The sequence below is a fragment of the Halomonas sp. 3F2F genome, from assembly GCF_014897805.1.
Taxonomy (GTDB): domain Bacteria; phylum Pseudomonadota; class Gammaproteobacteria; order Pseudomonadales; family Halomonadaceae; genus Vreelandella.
Genome location: NZ_JABUZE010000175.1, coordinates 22,470 through 37,250 on the forward strand (window position 1 = coordinate 22,470; position 14,781 = coordinate 37,250).

The window sequence follows — 14,781 nt, forward strand, 5'->3', positions numbered from 1 at the left end:
TTCTTCAGGTTCTGTTGGCTCTTCAGGCTCTGTTGGTACTTCGGGGGCTTCTGGCTCGCTCTCGAGCTGCGTAATATAACGACTCAGTAGCGACTCAACATCATCTACGCTGGAGCCATCGCCGAGTAAAGGAGCTAATACACGTGCTGATTGCTGTTCAATGCTTTCGCTGCTGTTCATAAATGCTGTGACAAGCTCCTCACGAGGCAGCCCATCCGCCAGCAGCGCTGACCAGTACACTAAGCCTTCAGGGTCAGGCTCACGGTTCAAAACACTGTTGTAGAGTTGAGTTAGCCAAGTGGTATCGTTCAAGTTAGAAACGGTGGCTTCGAACTCATTAGACGCTTGAAAACTATTGGAAATCTCTTCTAATGCTAAGCCGTTGCGGTACTCATTGACCCAGTACTTGAGGCCTGAAGGATCGGCCGTACGTAATAGGTGAACACTATAGAGCGTAATAATAGTCTGGATTTGCAGCTGAAATTCATTGCTGGCCACCATTGAGTTAATAGTGGTTGCAACATCGGCAGTCCCGCTATCCAGGGCGGCAGTCCAATAATTAGCGCCAGCCTCATCCGGCTCACGCAACAAAATATCGTGATATAACGTAGAAACAAGCTCAAAATTGGTCATTTAACCAGCCCTTACAGAATGAATAGAAGGGGTGAATTTATTACTGAGTCATAGCAATTAAATTACTTAAATGTTTTATTTTTATGATACTTAGGGGCTAAGCGACTTATAGCAACGTGAAAAAACTTTTTCTTTAAAGCGTCATGTATTTGCAATGGCTAGCTGCGTAATCTCATGGTTGCCTATTTTCTCCATCGATTAAAAAAGGGAAACGCCATGAGTAACTTCCAACTTCAACTCCTGCACGCAGCCGATATGGAGGGGGGAGGGGGAGACCTGCTTAATGCACCCAATTTCATCTCTATCGTGGATCACTTAGAAGACCAATACGCTAACTCGTTGTTTGTTAGCTCGGGAGATTTAGTGTTGCCTGGGCCATACTTGAACGCTGCCGCTGATTCAAGCCTGCAGGCAGCCTTCCAAGCAGCAGTTGAAGAGATTTATGGGTTGGAAGCTGGCTCCATGAGCGGTATTACGGCCGCTTCTGGGCGCGTTGAGACTCTATTGATGGATCTGGTCGACGCGGCGGCCGTGACATTGGGTAACCATGAGTTTGATTTGGGTACCGGGCTGATCGAAGCAATGATTGCGTCGGTCGTGAACGGCGGTACTACGGCAGACGTTGAGTGGCTAGGTTCGCAGTTTCCTTATTTGTCCGCCAACCTGGATTTCTCAGGCGATTCCGCTCTAAGCGGCTTAGCGACCGAAGAAATATTAAGCCAAGACGCCTTCCAAGCCACCTTGGAGGAACTGTTGGCAGGCGCTAATAAGCCTAAGCTAGCTCCGGCGGTCATTGCTGAGCGTGGCGGAGAGAAAATCGGCATTATTGGCGTGACTACCCAAATTCTGGAGAGCATCTCTTCACCTGGCGATGTCAATGTGCTGACCGGTGGCAGCAATGACATGCAAGCCCTGGCCGAGCTTATTCAGCCCGTCATTGATGACCTTGAGGCGCAGGGCATCAATAAAATCATCCTCAGCTCGCACCTTCAGCAAATTCAGTTTGAAGAAGAGTTGGCGACACTGCTGGACGGCGTCGATATCGTCATTGCCGGTGGTTCTAATAGTCTTCTGGCAGATCAAGAAGACCAGGATCGTGGCTTATTCCCAGGGGCAGGCGAGCCCTATGACACTTACCCCATCGTTACTCAAGATGCTGCAGGTAACGATGTAGTCGTCGTTAATACCGACGGGGGCTGGCGCTATGTTGCCGAACTGGTGGTAGAGTTTGACGAACAGGGACGTGTGATTGCTGACGCCATCGATGAAAACTCTTCTGGTATTTACGCCTCTACCGATGAGCAGGTAGAAGCGCTGTGGGGAGACCTGGTAAGCGCCTTCGCCGAAGGCACTAAAGGTAATATTGCTAATGATTTAGTCGGCTCGGTGGGTGAGTTTGTTGCTGAGCAAGACGGCAATATCCTTGGTTTGACCGATGTATACCTGGTCGGTGAGCGGGCAGCGGTGCGCACCGAAGAAACCAATTTGGGTAACCTAACCGCGGATGCCAACCTCTGGTATGCCAAGCAGCTTGACGAAGATGTCGTAGTATCGTTCAAAAACGGCGGTGGTATCCGTGAACCGATTGGTAATGTCGTCGTAGAAGGAAGCGACAGTGAGCCAAGCTACCAAGCCCCAGGTGCCAATTCCGCCATTGGTAAACCAGAGGGCGGCGTATCTCAGCTGGATGCAGCGTCATCACTTCGGTTCAACAACGACCTAGCCATAATCACTATCACACGCAGCAAACTGCTGGAGGTTCTGGAGCATGCGGTTGCTGCATCGGCACCGGGGGTCACCGCAGGTCAGTTTGCCCAGGTGGGCGGTATTCAGTACAGCTATGATCTTAGCCAGCCCGCTGGCGAGCGCATCCAAAATGCGGTCATTGTTAATGACGATGGCAGTACCAACGATGTACTCGCCGCCAGTGGCCGCCTGGTAGGTAGTGCTGAAGAGGCTGTCAAAGTCGTCACGCTAGGCTTTTTGGCCGATGGCGGCGACGGCTATCCACTAGGTGAAGACAGCTACCAAGACCGGGTAGATCTTATGAGTGCCTTCGAGGATGACGGCCTCTTTGACTTCGCCGAAAAAGGCACAGAGCAGGATGCCTTCGCTGAATACATGGCCAGCATGTTCAGCGAAACGCCGTTTAGTGAACAAGAAACTCCTGCTAGCGAAGATCTACGAATCCAAAACCTTGGTGAGCGCAGCGATGCTGTCTTTGATGCCCCTGTCGATCCGCTGCTACGCCTTTACGATGCCGCTTTTGACCGCACAGCGGATGGCAAAGGGTTAGGCTATTGGCTTGACGTGAGTGAGTCGGCCAATCTGAATGATATTGCTGATAGCTTTGTGGGATCAGAGGAGTTTGCAAGGCAATACGGTAGTATAGAAAACGATGCCTATATTGAACTAATGTATGAAAATGTACTCGAAAGGGCTTCAGATGCGGCAGGTCAAGCATATTGGCTTGATAAGCTAGATAATGGAGCTGAGCGTGGTGCTGTTATGGTTGGTTTCACAGAGTCAGCAGAGAGCGTGATGCTGTTTGGCTAGTGAAGAAACCTAATTCTATTGGGTAAGCACGTTATTTATCTCACTCAACACCCAGTGCTTCCAGCGCCCCTACCCTAGGCAGGGGCGTTTCTGTTATGATGCCGCGATAATCCTCGCGTGACTTCTTTGATTCAACGGTGACCCTTCCATGGCAAAGCAACAGGAAGCAACGGATCTGCAGCGTGCATTAAGCGCCTGTAAGGGTTCGTTTGTATCGGTGGGCTTTTTTAGCATGTTCGTCAATTTGCTCATGCTAGTTCCCCCCATGTACATGCTCCAGGTGTATGACCGCGTGCTTACCACGCAAAGTCTCGATACGCTCATCATGCTGACGCTTGTCGTCGTCTTTCTTTTTATGGTGATGGGTGGGCTTGAGCTAGTTCGGTCAAGAATGCTGGTTAGGATAGGGAACCGATTAGATACTACGATTAATCAGCGCCTCTATGGTGCCATGTTTCGCCGTAGTTTAGTTGCACCAGGGGCTCAAAGTGCTCAGCCGCTAAATGACTTGACCAGCTTACGACAGTTTCTAACTGGGAATGGATTGTTTGCCTTTTTTGACGCCCCTTGGGTGCCCGTTTATTTAGGTATTCTGTTTATTTTTCACCCTTGGTTAGGGGTGTTTGCTACCTGTGCGGGCATTATTCTATTTGCGCTTGCGGTTGCTAATGAAAAATCTACTAAGACCTTACTTGCCGAAGCCAATAGCGAGCAAATTCAAGCACAAAACCTAGCCAACTCTAACCTGAGAAATGCTGAAGTACTGCATGCTATGGGCATGCTGCCCGGCATTATGGGACGCTGGTCAAAGCGCCACCATGAATTCCTTGCTAAACAGTCACAAGCGAGTGACCGTGCAGGCGCTTTGACCAATACGTCTAAAGTAATGCGTTTGCTCTTTCAGTCATTAATTCTTGGTCTAGGTGCGCTTTTAGTGCTCCAAGGGGAGATGACTCCCGGCATGATGATTGCCGGGTCTATTCTAATGGGACGTGCGCTGGCACCTATTGATCAAATGATCGGTGGCTGGAAAGGCTTTGTAGCCGCGCGTGGCTCGTACAGCCGATTAAACGAGCTACTGACGCAGATACCTGACGAGCAGCGTCATATGTCTCTGCCAGCGCCGAAAGGCATTATCGATGTGGAGAACGTAGCGGCTGCTCCTCCCGGTGCACGTATGGCTACCATCCGGGGTATTAACTTTAGCGTCGCTAAAGGCGAGCATGTTGGCATTATTGGCCCAAGTGCGGCAGGTAAATCAACGCTTGCCCGCGTACTGTTGGGGATATGGCCAACGCAGATTGGAGACGTACGACTTGATGGTGGTGCGATTAGCCAATACAACCGTGACGAACTGGGCCCCCACATTGGTTATTTGCCACAAGATATCGAACTCTTTGATGGCACCATCAGTGAAAATATTGCCCGTTTTGGGGAGATTAATGCTGAAAAAGTGGTTGCTGCGGCCCAAAAAGCGGGTGTTCATGAAATGGTGTTAGAGCTTTCTAATGGCTACGACACCGTTATTGGCTCTAACAGTGGAGCGCTATCCGGAGGTCAGCGCCAGCGTCTCGGGTTGGCCCGTGCCTTGTATGGTAATCCCGTACTCGTGGTGCTAGACGAACCTAATGCCAACTTAGACGATGCTGGTGAACGAGCGTTAGGCCAATCAATCGCTCAATTAAAAGCAGAAGGCACAACGCTGTTTGTGATAAGTCATCGAACCAGCGTGTTGAAAAACATGGATAAACTATTGGTAATGAAGGAAGGCCAAGTAAGCATGTTTGGACCTAGAGACCAAGTGCTTGCCCAGTTTGCTAAAAAATCGCGCCCCCAGGTTAGCCAACAAAACGCCACTCGCCTTTCTGCTATTGCAGGCGGTCGTGGAAATGGCAGCGAGGAGACGACATGAGCCAGCAGAAAGGCAAGGTTCCAGCCAATAGGGAAATTGATGTAACGCCCCAAGGTCCGGTTACTCTAGATGGCGAGGCCCAAGAGGCATTGCCAACGAGTGATAAAGGTTATCGAAAACTCGGTTACGCAATTTTAAGCATAGCGCTTGGCGGCTTCGTATTGTGGTCTGTGACAGCATCGCTGGCAGTCGCCGTGGTCGCCCCTGGTAATGTTTCCATGGAATCGTTTAAGCGCACCGTTCAACACCTTGAAGGCGGTATTGTACGAGAATTATTGGTGCAAGATGGAGACAAGGTAGAGGCGGGGCAGCCACTGGTTATCTTGAGCGACACCCAAGTACGCTCTCAGTTAGAAATTGCCCAGTCACAATACTATATAAACCGTGCCATGGAGGTGCGCTTGCTGGCCGAGCAGCAGGGCGCCGAAACGCTCGAAATGCCTGAAGAACTTCAGTCGGTCAACGATGACCGAGCTAAACAGGTAACGGCTGTTCAGCAAAGTCTGTTCCATGCCCGCCGTCAATCGTTACAAGGCACTCTGGATGCCATGGATCAGCAGATTATCCAGATGCAAGAGCAGATCGATGGTCTAGAATCACGGATCAGTGTCAATAACCAGCGTATTAATTCGCTGCGCTCTGAAGCGGAAGACTTCCGCTCGCTATATCGTGAAGGGCTAGGCGACAATCAGCGCCTGCGTGAGCTTGAACGGCAAATACTGCAATACCAGGGTGATAATGCCGAGTTTCAATCGAACATTGCCCAGCTCCGGTCGCAAATTAGCGAAAACCGCATGCAAAAAGAGACAACGCTGCAAGAGTTTCAAGCTGAAGTAGGTGAGCAGTTGCGCGATGCCCAAGCACAAATCGCAGAGGCAGAAGAGCGTATAACCTCGCTGACCGACCAGGTGAACCGAACCGTTATTGCGGCTCCCGTATCAGGTACTGTTGTTGGTCGCCAAGTGCATACAGTAGGCGCAGTTGTTCGCCCTGGTGACTCCATTATGGAAGTCGTGCCTTCGAACGACGGTTTCGTGGTAGAAGCTCGTGTGCCCACAAGGGATATAGATAGTCTTTTTATAGGGCAGCTTGCTGAAATTCGTTTCTCCGCTTTCAATCAACGGTTAACCAATATTATTGATGGCGAAATCATTCATATCAGCGCGGACAGCTTTGAAGACGAGGCCACCGGTCAGCGTTATTACAAAACGCGCATTCGGGTAAGCGACGAAGGCAAAAAAGACATGACAGAGCAAATGCACCTGCTTTCAGGTATGCCAGCGGAAGTCATGATTCGAACCGGTGAGCGCACTTTTGCCAGTTACATTGCCAAGCCTGTTACCGACATGTTAGCTCGCGCTATCCGGGAGGATTAATGACACGGACGCCACGTTTTGCCCTCAGTGCGCTCGCAATTGCTGTCACACTGATAAGTCAGTCGGCACTGGCACAGAATGATGTGCCTGCTGGTCAGCAAGCCCTTACTGAATTAGAGGCGCTTGCTAATAGTGAGTCGACGTCTCAAACGTTGCCCTCGTTGCCTGATCTGTTTTCCAGGGCTTTACGCCATGACGCGGATCTCTCGCGCCAGCGGTATGAGCTTGATGCCACCCGTGAAGAAGTCCCCATGGCGCGTTCGCAGCTATTGCCGCAGGTTAGCGCATCGGGCGGGTACTTGTGGCAGGATTCAACAAATACTCAAACGGTTGATGAAATAGACCAGTTCGGAAATACAGCACGCCCTGCTGAAATTGATGAAACCTACTATCAAATTCAGCTACAGCAACCGCTTTTTAGCTTGGAGCGCTGGCGAAAGATGGATGTTGCCAACGCCCAAGTAAGCTCTGCTGAACTTCAATTGGCTGTGGTTGAACAAGAGCTAGCATTACAAGTTAGTGAGGCCTATATAAAAGCTTATTTAGCGTCGCAGCGATTAGGTTTGTTAGAGTCTCAGCAAGACTCCCTTGAACTGCAGGTACGCCAAGCAAGTCGGGCGTTTGATTTAGGCATTGGTAATCGTGTTGACCTACTCGAAGCTCAATCGAGATACGATCAAGCAGTATCTGATGCCGTTGAGGCTGAAAATGAGTTGGACAACGCGCTTAGCGAACTGGAACGCCTAACTGGTGTAATGCCAAGGTTTCAAAGCTCGGCTCCTGGTGAGCTGACCAATGTTACCCTTAACGGTGATATTGGTGATGCTGACGAATGGATTTCACGCACCGATCAAAACCTAAACGTCCTGTTGGCTAAACAAGAGCAGCAAATCACGCAAGCGGATGCAGGCGTCAGACGTTCTGGTTACTACCCTGAGCTAAACTTAAATCTTAGTTATTCAGATCGTGTTAGCGACGACTCTGTACGGGAGAGTGAAGACTACCGGGCAACAGTTGAGGTTAGCGTGCCCATATATCGGGGCGGCTATACCAATGCTAGCGTCCGTCAAGGTGAAAAGCGTATAGAAGCAGGGTTAGCAGCCGTCGATAACGAACGCAACCTCGCCATCCAGGAGGTACGTCAGCGTATCAGAGCACTAAATGGAGGTGAACGCCGTCTTGAGGCGCTAAATCAAGCCATTTCCTCAAGTCAGTTGTTTTTAGAAGCTGCCGAGAAGGGCGAGCAACTGGGGCTGAGAGATCTAGTGGATGTGCTTGACGCAAGAGCAAGCCTCTATGACCAGCGTATTCAGTATGTAGATACCGTCGGTAGCTATGCACTGGATATGCTAGCACTCAACTCTTCAGTGGGTAGTTTAGAGAGCGACGACCTCGACCGCATTATGTCGTTACTGGCCTCGTTGTCCACGTCATCGCAGGTAGCGCGGTAGTCAGCAACTATGGCCGTTATTAAAACAAGCCAGGGTAGTGAATGGTTGCGGCGCGCTATGCGCTGCTTTGACGCGGGTATCGCCACGTTAGTGGCATTGGTTGCCCTTTGGTTAATGTCGGATATCGATTCCGATGGCAATGATTATCTTTTTTTAATACTTATTGGCAGTCTATTACTGCCAGCAGTAGGTGAGCTAATTGGGCTCTACCAACCATGGCGGGGCCGCAGTCTTTACACCATGCTCGGCATTTATCTCGCCACATGGATTGCTACTATAGGCCTGCTCAGCCTATTGCTTGTCGCTATTCAGGGCACACAGAGTTTTTCCCGGTTATGGATGGGCGTTTCCGCACTATCAGTTTTGGCAGTGGGCAGTGTAATGCGTACCTTGTTGTATGGGTATTTAAGACACCTACGTGCAAAAGGGCACAATTTAAAGCGCGTGCTGCTAATCGGTAAAAAAGATAATATCGTGCTATTAGAAAGAAAAATCGTAGAAATGCCCCATGCTGGTTATGTAGTAGTAGGGCATTACGTGGATGAGGGCGATGCAACATTTTTTCACAGAATAGCTGTTTTCGCGAAAGAGAATATATTTCAACGTGGTTTTGACGAAATATGGCTAGGTTATCCTTTGATTCAAGGTAATCGTGTTCGCCACTTAATGCGTTTACTTGCCGGTATTCCATCCAGTATTCGCTTTTTCCCCGACCTACCTGATATACGGTTTCTGAATCATCGTATTGCGCAAGTGGCAGGTCTTTACTCATTAGAGCTCAATTATACGCCTCTCAATGGCCCCATGCGTTTAATTAAAGCTTTGGAAGATCGTGTGCTGGGCCTAGTGCTTTTTGTAATCTTTCTTCCTGTAATGTTAGTTGTGGCTGTCGCGGTCAAGTGGAGTATGGGTGGCCCAGTGCTTTTTAAACAAGAGCGTCATGGTTTGGATGGTAAGCGTTTCAGAATCTACAAGTTTAGAACAATGCTTTTGCACGATGGTAGCCAAACAAAACAAGCATTATATCGTGATGAGCGGATAACCCCGTTAGGGCGTTTTCTGCGGCGTACTAGCCTGGATGAATTGCCTCAGCTTTATAATGTTCTTCAAGGTCGCATGTCACTGGTGGGCCCCAGGCCCCATGCAATGGACCACAACGATCATTACAAAGATCATATTGATATCTACATGCAAAGGCACCGCGTAAAACCTGGAATGACAGGTTGGGCGCAAGTCAATGGTTTACGAGGAATAACTGACGATGTAAAGCTTATGGAGAAGCGTGTAGAGTACGACCTATATTATATTGAACGATGGTCTTTAGGATTTGACTTGAAAATATTAACGATGACCTTGACTAAAGGTTTTGTTAATGGTCAGCCTTAAAAAAGTACGCTTATGGCTAGCAATGAGTGCTCTGCTTGAAAAATTGAAGCGGATTAGTGTTTAACGGTATGTGCGAAAATACTAAATGAAGTTTTTTAAGTTTGGATGCTGATAGCTACTAAGTTACTTGTCTCAAGGAGAATTTATGATTTTACCCGTAATTTTATCAGGGGGGGCAGGTTCGCGCCTATGGCCAGTATCTCGTGAGCATTACCCTAAGCAGTTTCTGAACCTACATAAAGATGATGTTAGTTTGCTGCAAGAAGCGGCACTTCGTCTGAAAGGTGTCGCCAATGCAGGCGACCCCATTATTGTATGTAACGAAGAACACCGCTTTTTAGTTGCCGAACAAATGCAGCAGGTCGGCTTTAAAGGCAGCCAAATTATACTAGAGCCTTGTGGTCGGAACACAGCGCCTGCTTTAGCAATTGCCGCGTTGGCCGCAATTGAAGTAAATGTAGAAGCCGAATTGTTGGTAATGCCAGCTGATCACGTGATCAAAGATGTAACAGCATTCTCTGATGCAGTAGAAAAGGGCCATACACTGAGCCAGCAAGGTAAGCTCGTGACGTTTGGTATTACGCCAGCTTCGCCGCATACAGGTTATGGCTACATAAAGCGTGGTTCAGCACTGAGTGAAGGATTTGTCGTTGAAGCGTTTGTCGAAAAGCCGGATTTAGCCGCGGCTGAAAGCTACTTAAAAACCGGTGAGTACCTCTGGAATAGTGGAATATTTCTATTTAAAGCTAGCAGCTACTTAGAAGCATTAAAGCAGTATGCGCCTGATATCTTAACCTCTTGCCAAGCCGCCTACCAAGCGCGTACAGAAGATATGGACTTTTTGCGCATTGAAGAGGCAGCGTTTGCCCAATGCAGAAATGAGTCCATAGATTATGCGGTGATGGAGCACACCAAACAGGCGGCCGTTGTGCCTATGTCTCCTGGCTGGAGTGACATAGGCGCTTGGGACGCGCTGCATGAACTGCGTTCTATCGAGGACAAACAGAGCGGCAACGTCGTGCATGGCGATGTAATGCTTCATGAAACCCAGAACAGCTTAGTTTATAGCGATTCACGTTTAGTGGCAGCTGTTGGCGTTAAAGATCTGATCATTGTCGAAACCGACGATGCAGTGTTAGTAGCTGACCGGCATCAGGCTCAGGACACCAAGCTAATAGTCAACGCCCTTAAAGCGGCGGGTCGCAAAGAGTTTCAGTCGCATCAACAGGTTTATCGACCCTGGGGGCATTACCGTACTATGGTATTAACGGATAGCTTTCAGGTGAAAGAAATAGTCGTTAATCCAGGCGGCAAACTTTCTTTGCAAATGCATCACCATCGCGCTGAGCACTGGGTGGTTGTGCAAGGCACCGCGCAGGTTACTCAAGGGGAAGGCCATGGCGATATATCGAAGTTGCGTAGTTTTCTGCTGTCGGAAGATGAATCAACGTACATACCGTTAGGTACCGTACACCGCCTTGAAAATCCAGGTGTGATACCTCTCAAGCTAATTGAGGTTCAGACCGGCTCCTACCTTGGGGAGGACGACATCGTCCGCTATAACGATAAGTACGGACGGGAGTAAGCGTGGGCAAAAATAGGAGCACAATGCTGTAATGAAAGTCGCCATTGTCCATGACTGGTTGACCACCTGGGCTGGTGCCGAAAAAGCGCTGGCCGAGTTGCTCAACTGTTTCCCTCAAGCTGAGATATTTACTACCGTCAATTTTCTTGAGCAGGGCGCTAATCCCGCTCTTGAGCGTCATGTTATCCACACCAGTTTTATTCAGCGATTACCCTTTGCCAAAAAGCGCTACAGGCAATATTTGCCACTCATGCCGTTAGCGGTAGAGCAGTTCGACCTCAAAGGGTTCGACCTGATTTTATCCAGCAGCCATGCGGTGGCAAAGGGGGTTATTTCTGACCCCAATGCCGTTCATATCTGTTACTGCTACAGCCCCATGCGTTACGCCTGGGACATGCAGCACCAATACTTACGTCAGTCAGGAAAAGAGAAAGGTGTTATGAGCTGGCTGATGCGCTGGCAACTGCATCGACTTCGCCAATGGGATTATATAAGCGCCCAGCGCGTTGATCACTTTGTCGCCATTTCGAATTATATAAAGCGGCGCATTGAAACCTGCTATCGCCGCGAAGCTGAAGTGATTTATCCACCGGTAGATGTGGATAAGTTTTGCTATGACCGTCCCAGAGAAAGTTTTTACCTAACCGCCTCGCGAATGGTGCCCTATAAGCGTATCGACTTGGTCATAGAAGCTTTCAATAAAACCCCAGAAAGGCAGCTCATTGTCATCGGCGATGGGCCGGATTATGCCAAGCTTGCATCACTAGCAGGCCCGAATGTAACGCTTATGGGTTACCAACCTGACAACGTTTTAGTCGACCATCTAGAGCGCACCCAAGCGTTTATATTCATGGCAGAAGAAGATTTTGGTATTTTGCCGGTAGAGGCTCAGGCCGCAGGTGCTCCTGTCATTGGCTATGGTGTCGGTGGTTTAACTGAAACAACGCTGGATAACGTCTCAGGCCTATGGGTTGAAGAACAGAGTAGTCAGGCACTGATGGAGAGAATCCAACAATTTGAAGCATGTAAGCGCGAAGATGAAGCAGCGTTTTCGCCTAAAGTGTGCAGGAAAAATGCAGAGCGGTTTGCCACTGCTAATTTCACTCAAGCAGTCAAGTCACTGGTAAATAGACACCTTGCCCGCTAGCTGGTTTCCGTTAAAGCTTGATAAAACTGCTGACAATTCATCATCGGCTGATTGCCTAGCCAGCCGATGATCTGTTGCGTATAGTCTTGCCGCGCCTCATCGACTAAGTGGAAATTAGTATCAAAAAAATCGTTGGCAGCACGCATTGCTTCCCTTGGCCTACCTAACCAAAAGAGCCCCTGAGAAGTAGCCCTATGGGGCAACGTTTCATAAAAGTGCGCCTCGGTTAGAGAATCAACATAGCTACGCTGAAACAGCAGTGGTGGCGGCATAAACACTGGGCATGCCCCTTGTGTGAGTAGCTCATCACGGAATTGACGCAGCCGCCCCCAATCGAAACTCCCTTCACGTAACGCTTTACCATACGTTTCATCGGGTAAAGCGTTCAAAAAGTTCCAATGTCGCTCTTCGCGTAACGCTCGCTCCGTCAGTATTTGATCGCCATGTTTATCCAGACGTTGAGCGCCATAATCACCGCTTACCGTAAACCCTTCAGGAAGCCCACGATAACCCTCTAAAATTCGCGTATAGGAAGTTTTGGCAAACACCTCAATAGCGCGCTTTAAAGGGAGTTGAAAAAAAGTATCAGGGTGGCTATTGGCCCAATGTATTAGCGAGCTTGAAACCGCTTCCTCCCGGTTATAAAGAGGGTATTCAAGTGGTAAAAGCACCAGATCCCCAGGCCGCACAATATTTTTAGCGGTGCTCAAGATAACCGGCAAAGAAATACCAGCATTCACACCAAGATTAACCGCAGGGCGGTTATAAGTTTCTTCGAGGAGGGCGCTGTTAATACCAAACATCGCTCCCGAACCGGCAAGCACGATTATTTTAGGAGAAGGTAACGTGCCAGCGATTGTCTGTTTATAGCTGATTGCCCCATTAATCCACTCATTGTTAGGGTGTGGCCGTCCTAATTGCCCGGCCCAAAAAATGACCCATAGCGCGAGTACAGCAAAACCGCCAGCGGCCACTCCTTTCAGAAAACGTACCATTTAGTATCCCTTCAGAATGGCGTGCAGCTAAAAATTGAAGTAAAGAAAAGCTTGGCTAGGCAAGTCTATCATTGCTTTGAACACCACTAACAGCAGCCCGCCAACTAAGGCACCCTGCCAAAAATAGTGATGTGGCTGAGTTAATCGCTTTGCCCAGGTCATGCTGTTCGGCATGATTAGCACGATGAGCGTAGCCACGAGTATTAGTAGCTCAGGCGAGCGCAGGGACATAACGCCTTGGTTTAAGGCGTTAGCGAGATCGCCAAGTGCCCCCCATTGCCAAACGGCAAGGCCTGAATACAAAGACCAGGTATGCTCAAGGCCGGTTGCCCGAAACGGCACCCAAGCCAACATAACGGCCACAAAGGTAAAAGCCCAACTCGCCGCGAAGGGGAATCGAAAAACGCTGAGCCGCCGCCATACCACCATCATCGTCAATAACGCCCCGTGCAAGCCGCCCCAGACTAAAAATTGCCAGCCCGCGCCATGCCAAAGCCCGCCTAGTAGCATCGTCACCATTAACGCCAATAAATGACGCGGTAAACCATGTCGGCTGCCGCCAAGCGGAATATACAAGTAGTCACGCAAAAATTGGGAAAGCGTTATATGCCAGCGTTGCCAAAAAAGTTGGATATTGGCGGCACGATAGGGTGAAGCGAAGTTATTAGGTAGCGTTATACCAAACAGTAACGCTAGCCCGATAGCCATATCCGCATAGCCTGAGAAATCAAAATAGAGTTGTAAGCCATAAGACCAGCCCGCCATCAGTGTATCGCCCGCAACAATAGAGTCCGCTGGCGCGTTATAAAGGCGATCCACATAGGGCGCAAGATTATCAGCAATCAATAATTTCTTAGCTAGCCCTAGCGCTAACAGCAGTAAGCCACAACGAACGGCCGAAGCGCTTGGTCGCTGTAAAATTGCCAGCTGTGGTGCTAAGTCACGGTAATGAACAATAGGGCCTGCAATCAACTGCGGAAAAAAGCTAACAAACACGCCGTAAAGTGACAGCGGTCCCCGTTGAACAGCGCCTTGGCGCACATCCACTAAAAAAGCAATCTGCTGAAAGGTAAAAAAAGAAATGCCCAGAGGCAGTACCAATGGGCTAAAAGATTGAGGCGGAAGGTCGGCTAATGAAAGAAAAAAGATGGAATACTTAAACCAGCCCAGTAAGCCAAGATTAAAACCAACGCCAAGCCATAACCAAGCACGGCTTGGTCTAGCTACATAGCCAGCCAGCCAATAGTTAACGGCAATACTGCCCAGTAAAAGTGGCAGTAGCGTGATATCCCATACGCTGTAAAAGACAAAGGATGCCAGTCCCAACCAGCCAAGTAGTAAATGCTGCTTGCCAGAAAATGACAATAGCCAAAAAATTAGCCAAACAGTAGGTAAAAAAATAAATAGAAACTCAGGCGTGCTAAAGATCATGCAAAAAGACGCTCATTCAACTGCGGATTAAATGCGCAGGAGCATACCACAGCTCATGGGCTTCAAGCGCTGCCGATAGGGCGGTGTCATGTACATCATACAACAGCTATTGGTAATGTATGGCTCCCAAAAAGGCCTCATTGGTCAAAACGTATTGACCGACCCGCTGCCACTTCAGTTTATACACGTTTCCAATGCATGGCTTGTGGGAATGTTAGACACTATTGATGCGGCCATATACTTGCTTGAAAAGTATTGTACCTTCGCCGTTGCTAAGCAATTCAGTGGCGAGGGATAGCAGCGTCAGTA

General features: G+C 49.0%; 10 protein-coding genes. 7 read left to right on the plus strand and 3 right to left on the minus strand.

What is annotated here, in order from left to right; all coding sequences use genetic code 11:
- Positions 1-633, minus strand: a 633-nt coding sequence (locus INT21_RS20515) for a DUF4214 domain-containing protein (protein ID WP_226930688.1), incomplete at its 3' end; no start/stop codon positions are given.
- A gap of 216 nt (positions 634-849) precedes the next feature.
- Here INT21_RS20515 and INT21_RS17515 point away from each other — a divergent pair.
- From INT21_RS17515 to INT21_RS17545, 7 genes are all read left to right on the plus strand, one after another.
- Positions 850-3,189 carry a DUF4214 domain-containing protein gene (locus tag INT21_RS17515; protein ID WP_193060329.1) on the plus strand — a complete coding sequence of 780 codons (2,340 nt, stop codon included), beginning with the start codon at positions 850-852 and terminating at the stop codon, positions 3,187-3,189.
- A gap of 148 nt (positions 3,190-3,337) precedes the next feature.
- The gene (locus INT21_RS17520; protein ID WP_193060328.1) at positions 3,338-5,101 is read left to right on the plus strand and encodes a type I secretion system permease/ATPase; all 1,764 of its coding nucleotides are present in this window, start codon (positions 3,338-3,340) and stop codon (positions 5,099-5,101) included.
- Positions 5,098-6,477, plus strand: coding sequence for an HlyD family type I secretion periplasmic adaptor subunit (locus INT21_RS17525; protein ID WP_193085541.1), 1,380 nt, complete (start codon positions 5,098-5,100; stop codon positions 6,475-6,477). The genes INT21_RS17520 and INT21_RS17525 overlap by 4 nt, the downstream gene beginning before the upstream one ends.
- On the plus strand, positions 6,477-7,928 hold the full coding sequence (locus INT21_RS17530) for a TolC family outer membrane protein (RefSeq protein ID WP_193060326.1): 1,452 nt from the start codon (positions 6,477-6,479) through the stop codon (positions 7,926-7,928). The genes INT21_RS17525 and INT21_RS17530 overlap by 1 nt, the downstream gene beginning before the upstream one ends.
- Before the next feature lie 9 nt (positions 7,929-7,937).
- Positions 7,938-9,314 carry an undecaprenyl-phosphate glucose phosphotransferase gene (locus INT21_RS17535; RefSeq protein ID WP_226912954.1) on the plus strand — a complete coding sequence of 459 codons (1,377 nt, stop codon included), beginning with the start codon at positions 7,938-7,940 and terminating at the stop codon, positions 9,312-9,314.
- Positions 9,315-9,459: 145 nt separating this feature from the next.
- Positions 9,460-10,899, plus strand: a complete 1,440-nt coding sequence (locus tag INT21_RS17540; protein ID WP_193060325.1) for a mannose-1-phosphate guanylyltransferase/mannose-6-phosphate isomerase — start codon at positions 9,460-9,462, stop codon at positions 10,897-10,899.
- Between the two features lie 31 nt (positions 10,900-10,930).
- Positions 10,931-12,046: a glycosyltransferase family 4 protein gene (locus INT21_RS17545; RefSeq protein WP_193060324.1), complete on the plus strand. Its 1,116-nt coding sequence runs from the start codon at positions 10,931-10,933 to the stop codon at positions 12,044-12,046.
- Here the strand turns inward: INT21_RS17545 and INT21_RS17550 are convergent.
- A complete protein-coding gene (locus INT21_RS17550; RefSeq protein WP_193060323.1) occupies positions 12,043-13,041 on the minus strand; it encodes a hypothetical protein in 999 nt (332 codons plus the stop codon). The genes INT21_RS17545 and INT21_RS17550 overlap by 4 nt on opposite strands.
- A 27-nt stretch (positions 13,042-13,068) precedes the next feature.
- Complete coding sequence (locus INT21_RS17555; protein WP_193060322.1) at positions 13,069-14,472, minus strand: MBOAT family O-acyltransferase; 1,404 nt, start codon at positions 14,470-14,472, stop codon at positions 13,069-13,071.
- Positions 14,473-14,781 lie beyond the last annotated feature (309 nt).

Bases quoted from the DNA above. Each gene is read 5' to 3' on its own strand.
- INT21_RS17525 (WP_193085541.1), top strand. From the start codon at position 5,098: ATGAGCCAGCAGAAAGGCAAGGTTCCAGCCAATAGGGAAATTGATGTA.
- INT21_RS17515 (WP_193060329.1), top strand. From the start codon at position 850: ATGAGTAACTTCCAACTTCAACTCCTGCACGCAGCCGATATGGAGGGG.
- INT21_RS17545 (WP_193060324.1), top strand. From the start codon at position 10,931: ATGAAAGTCGCCATTGTCCATGACTGGTTGACCACCTGGGCTGGTGCC.
- INT21_RS17530 (WP_193060326.1), top strand. From the start codon at position 6,477: ATGACACGGACGCCACGTTTTGCCCTCAGTGCGCTCGCAATTGCTGTC.
- INT21_RS17540 (WP_193060325.1), top strand. From the start codon at position 9,460: ATGATTTTACCCGTAATTTTATCAGGGGGGGCAGGTTCGCGCCTATGG.
- INT21_RS17555 (WP_193060322.1), bottom strand. From the start codon at position 14,472: ATGATCTTTAGCACGCCTGAGTTTCTATTTATTTTTTTACCTACTGTT.
- INT21_RS17535 (WP_226912954.1), top strand. From the start codon at position 7,938: ATGGCCGTTATTAAAACAAGCCAGGGTAGTGAATGGTTGCGGCGCGCT.
- INT21_RS17550 (WP_193060323.1), bottom strand. From the start codon at position 13,041: ATGGTACGTTTTCTGAAAGGAGTGGCCGCTGGCGGTTTTGCTGTACTC.
- INT21_RS17520 (WP_193060328.1), top strand. From the start codon at position 3,338: ATGGCAAAGCAACAGGAAGCAACGGATCTGCAGCGTGCATTAAGCGCC.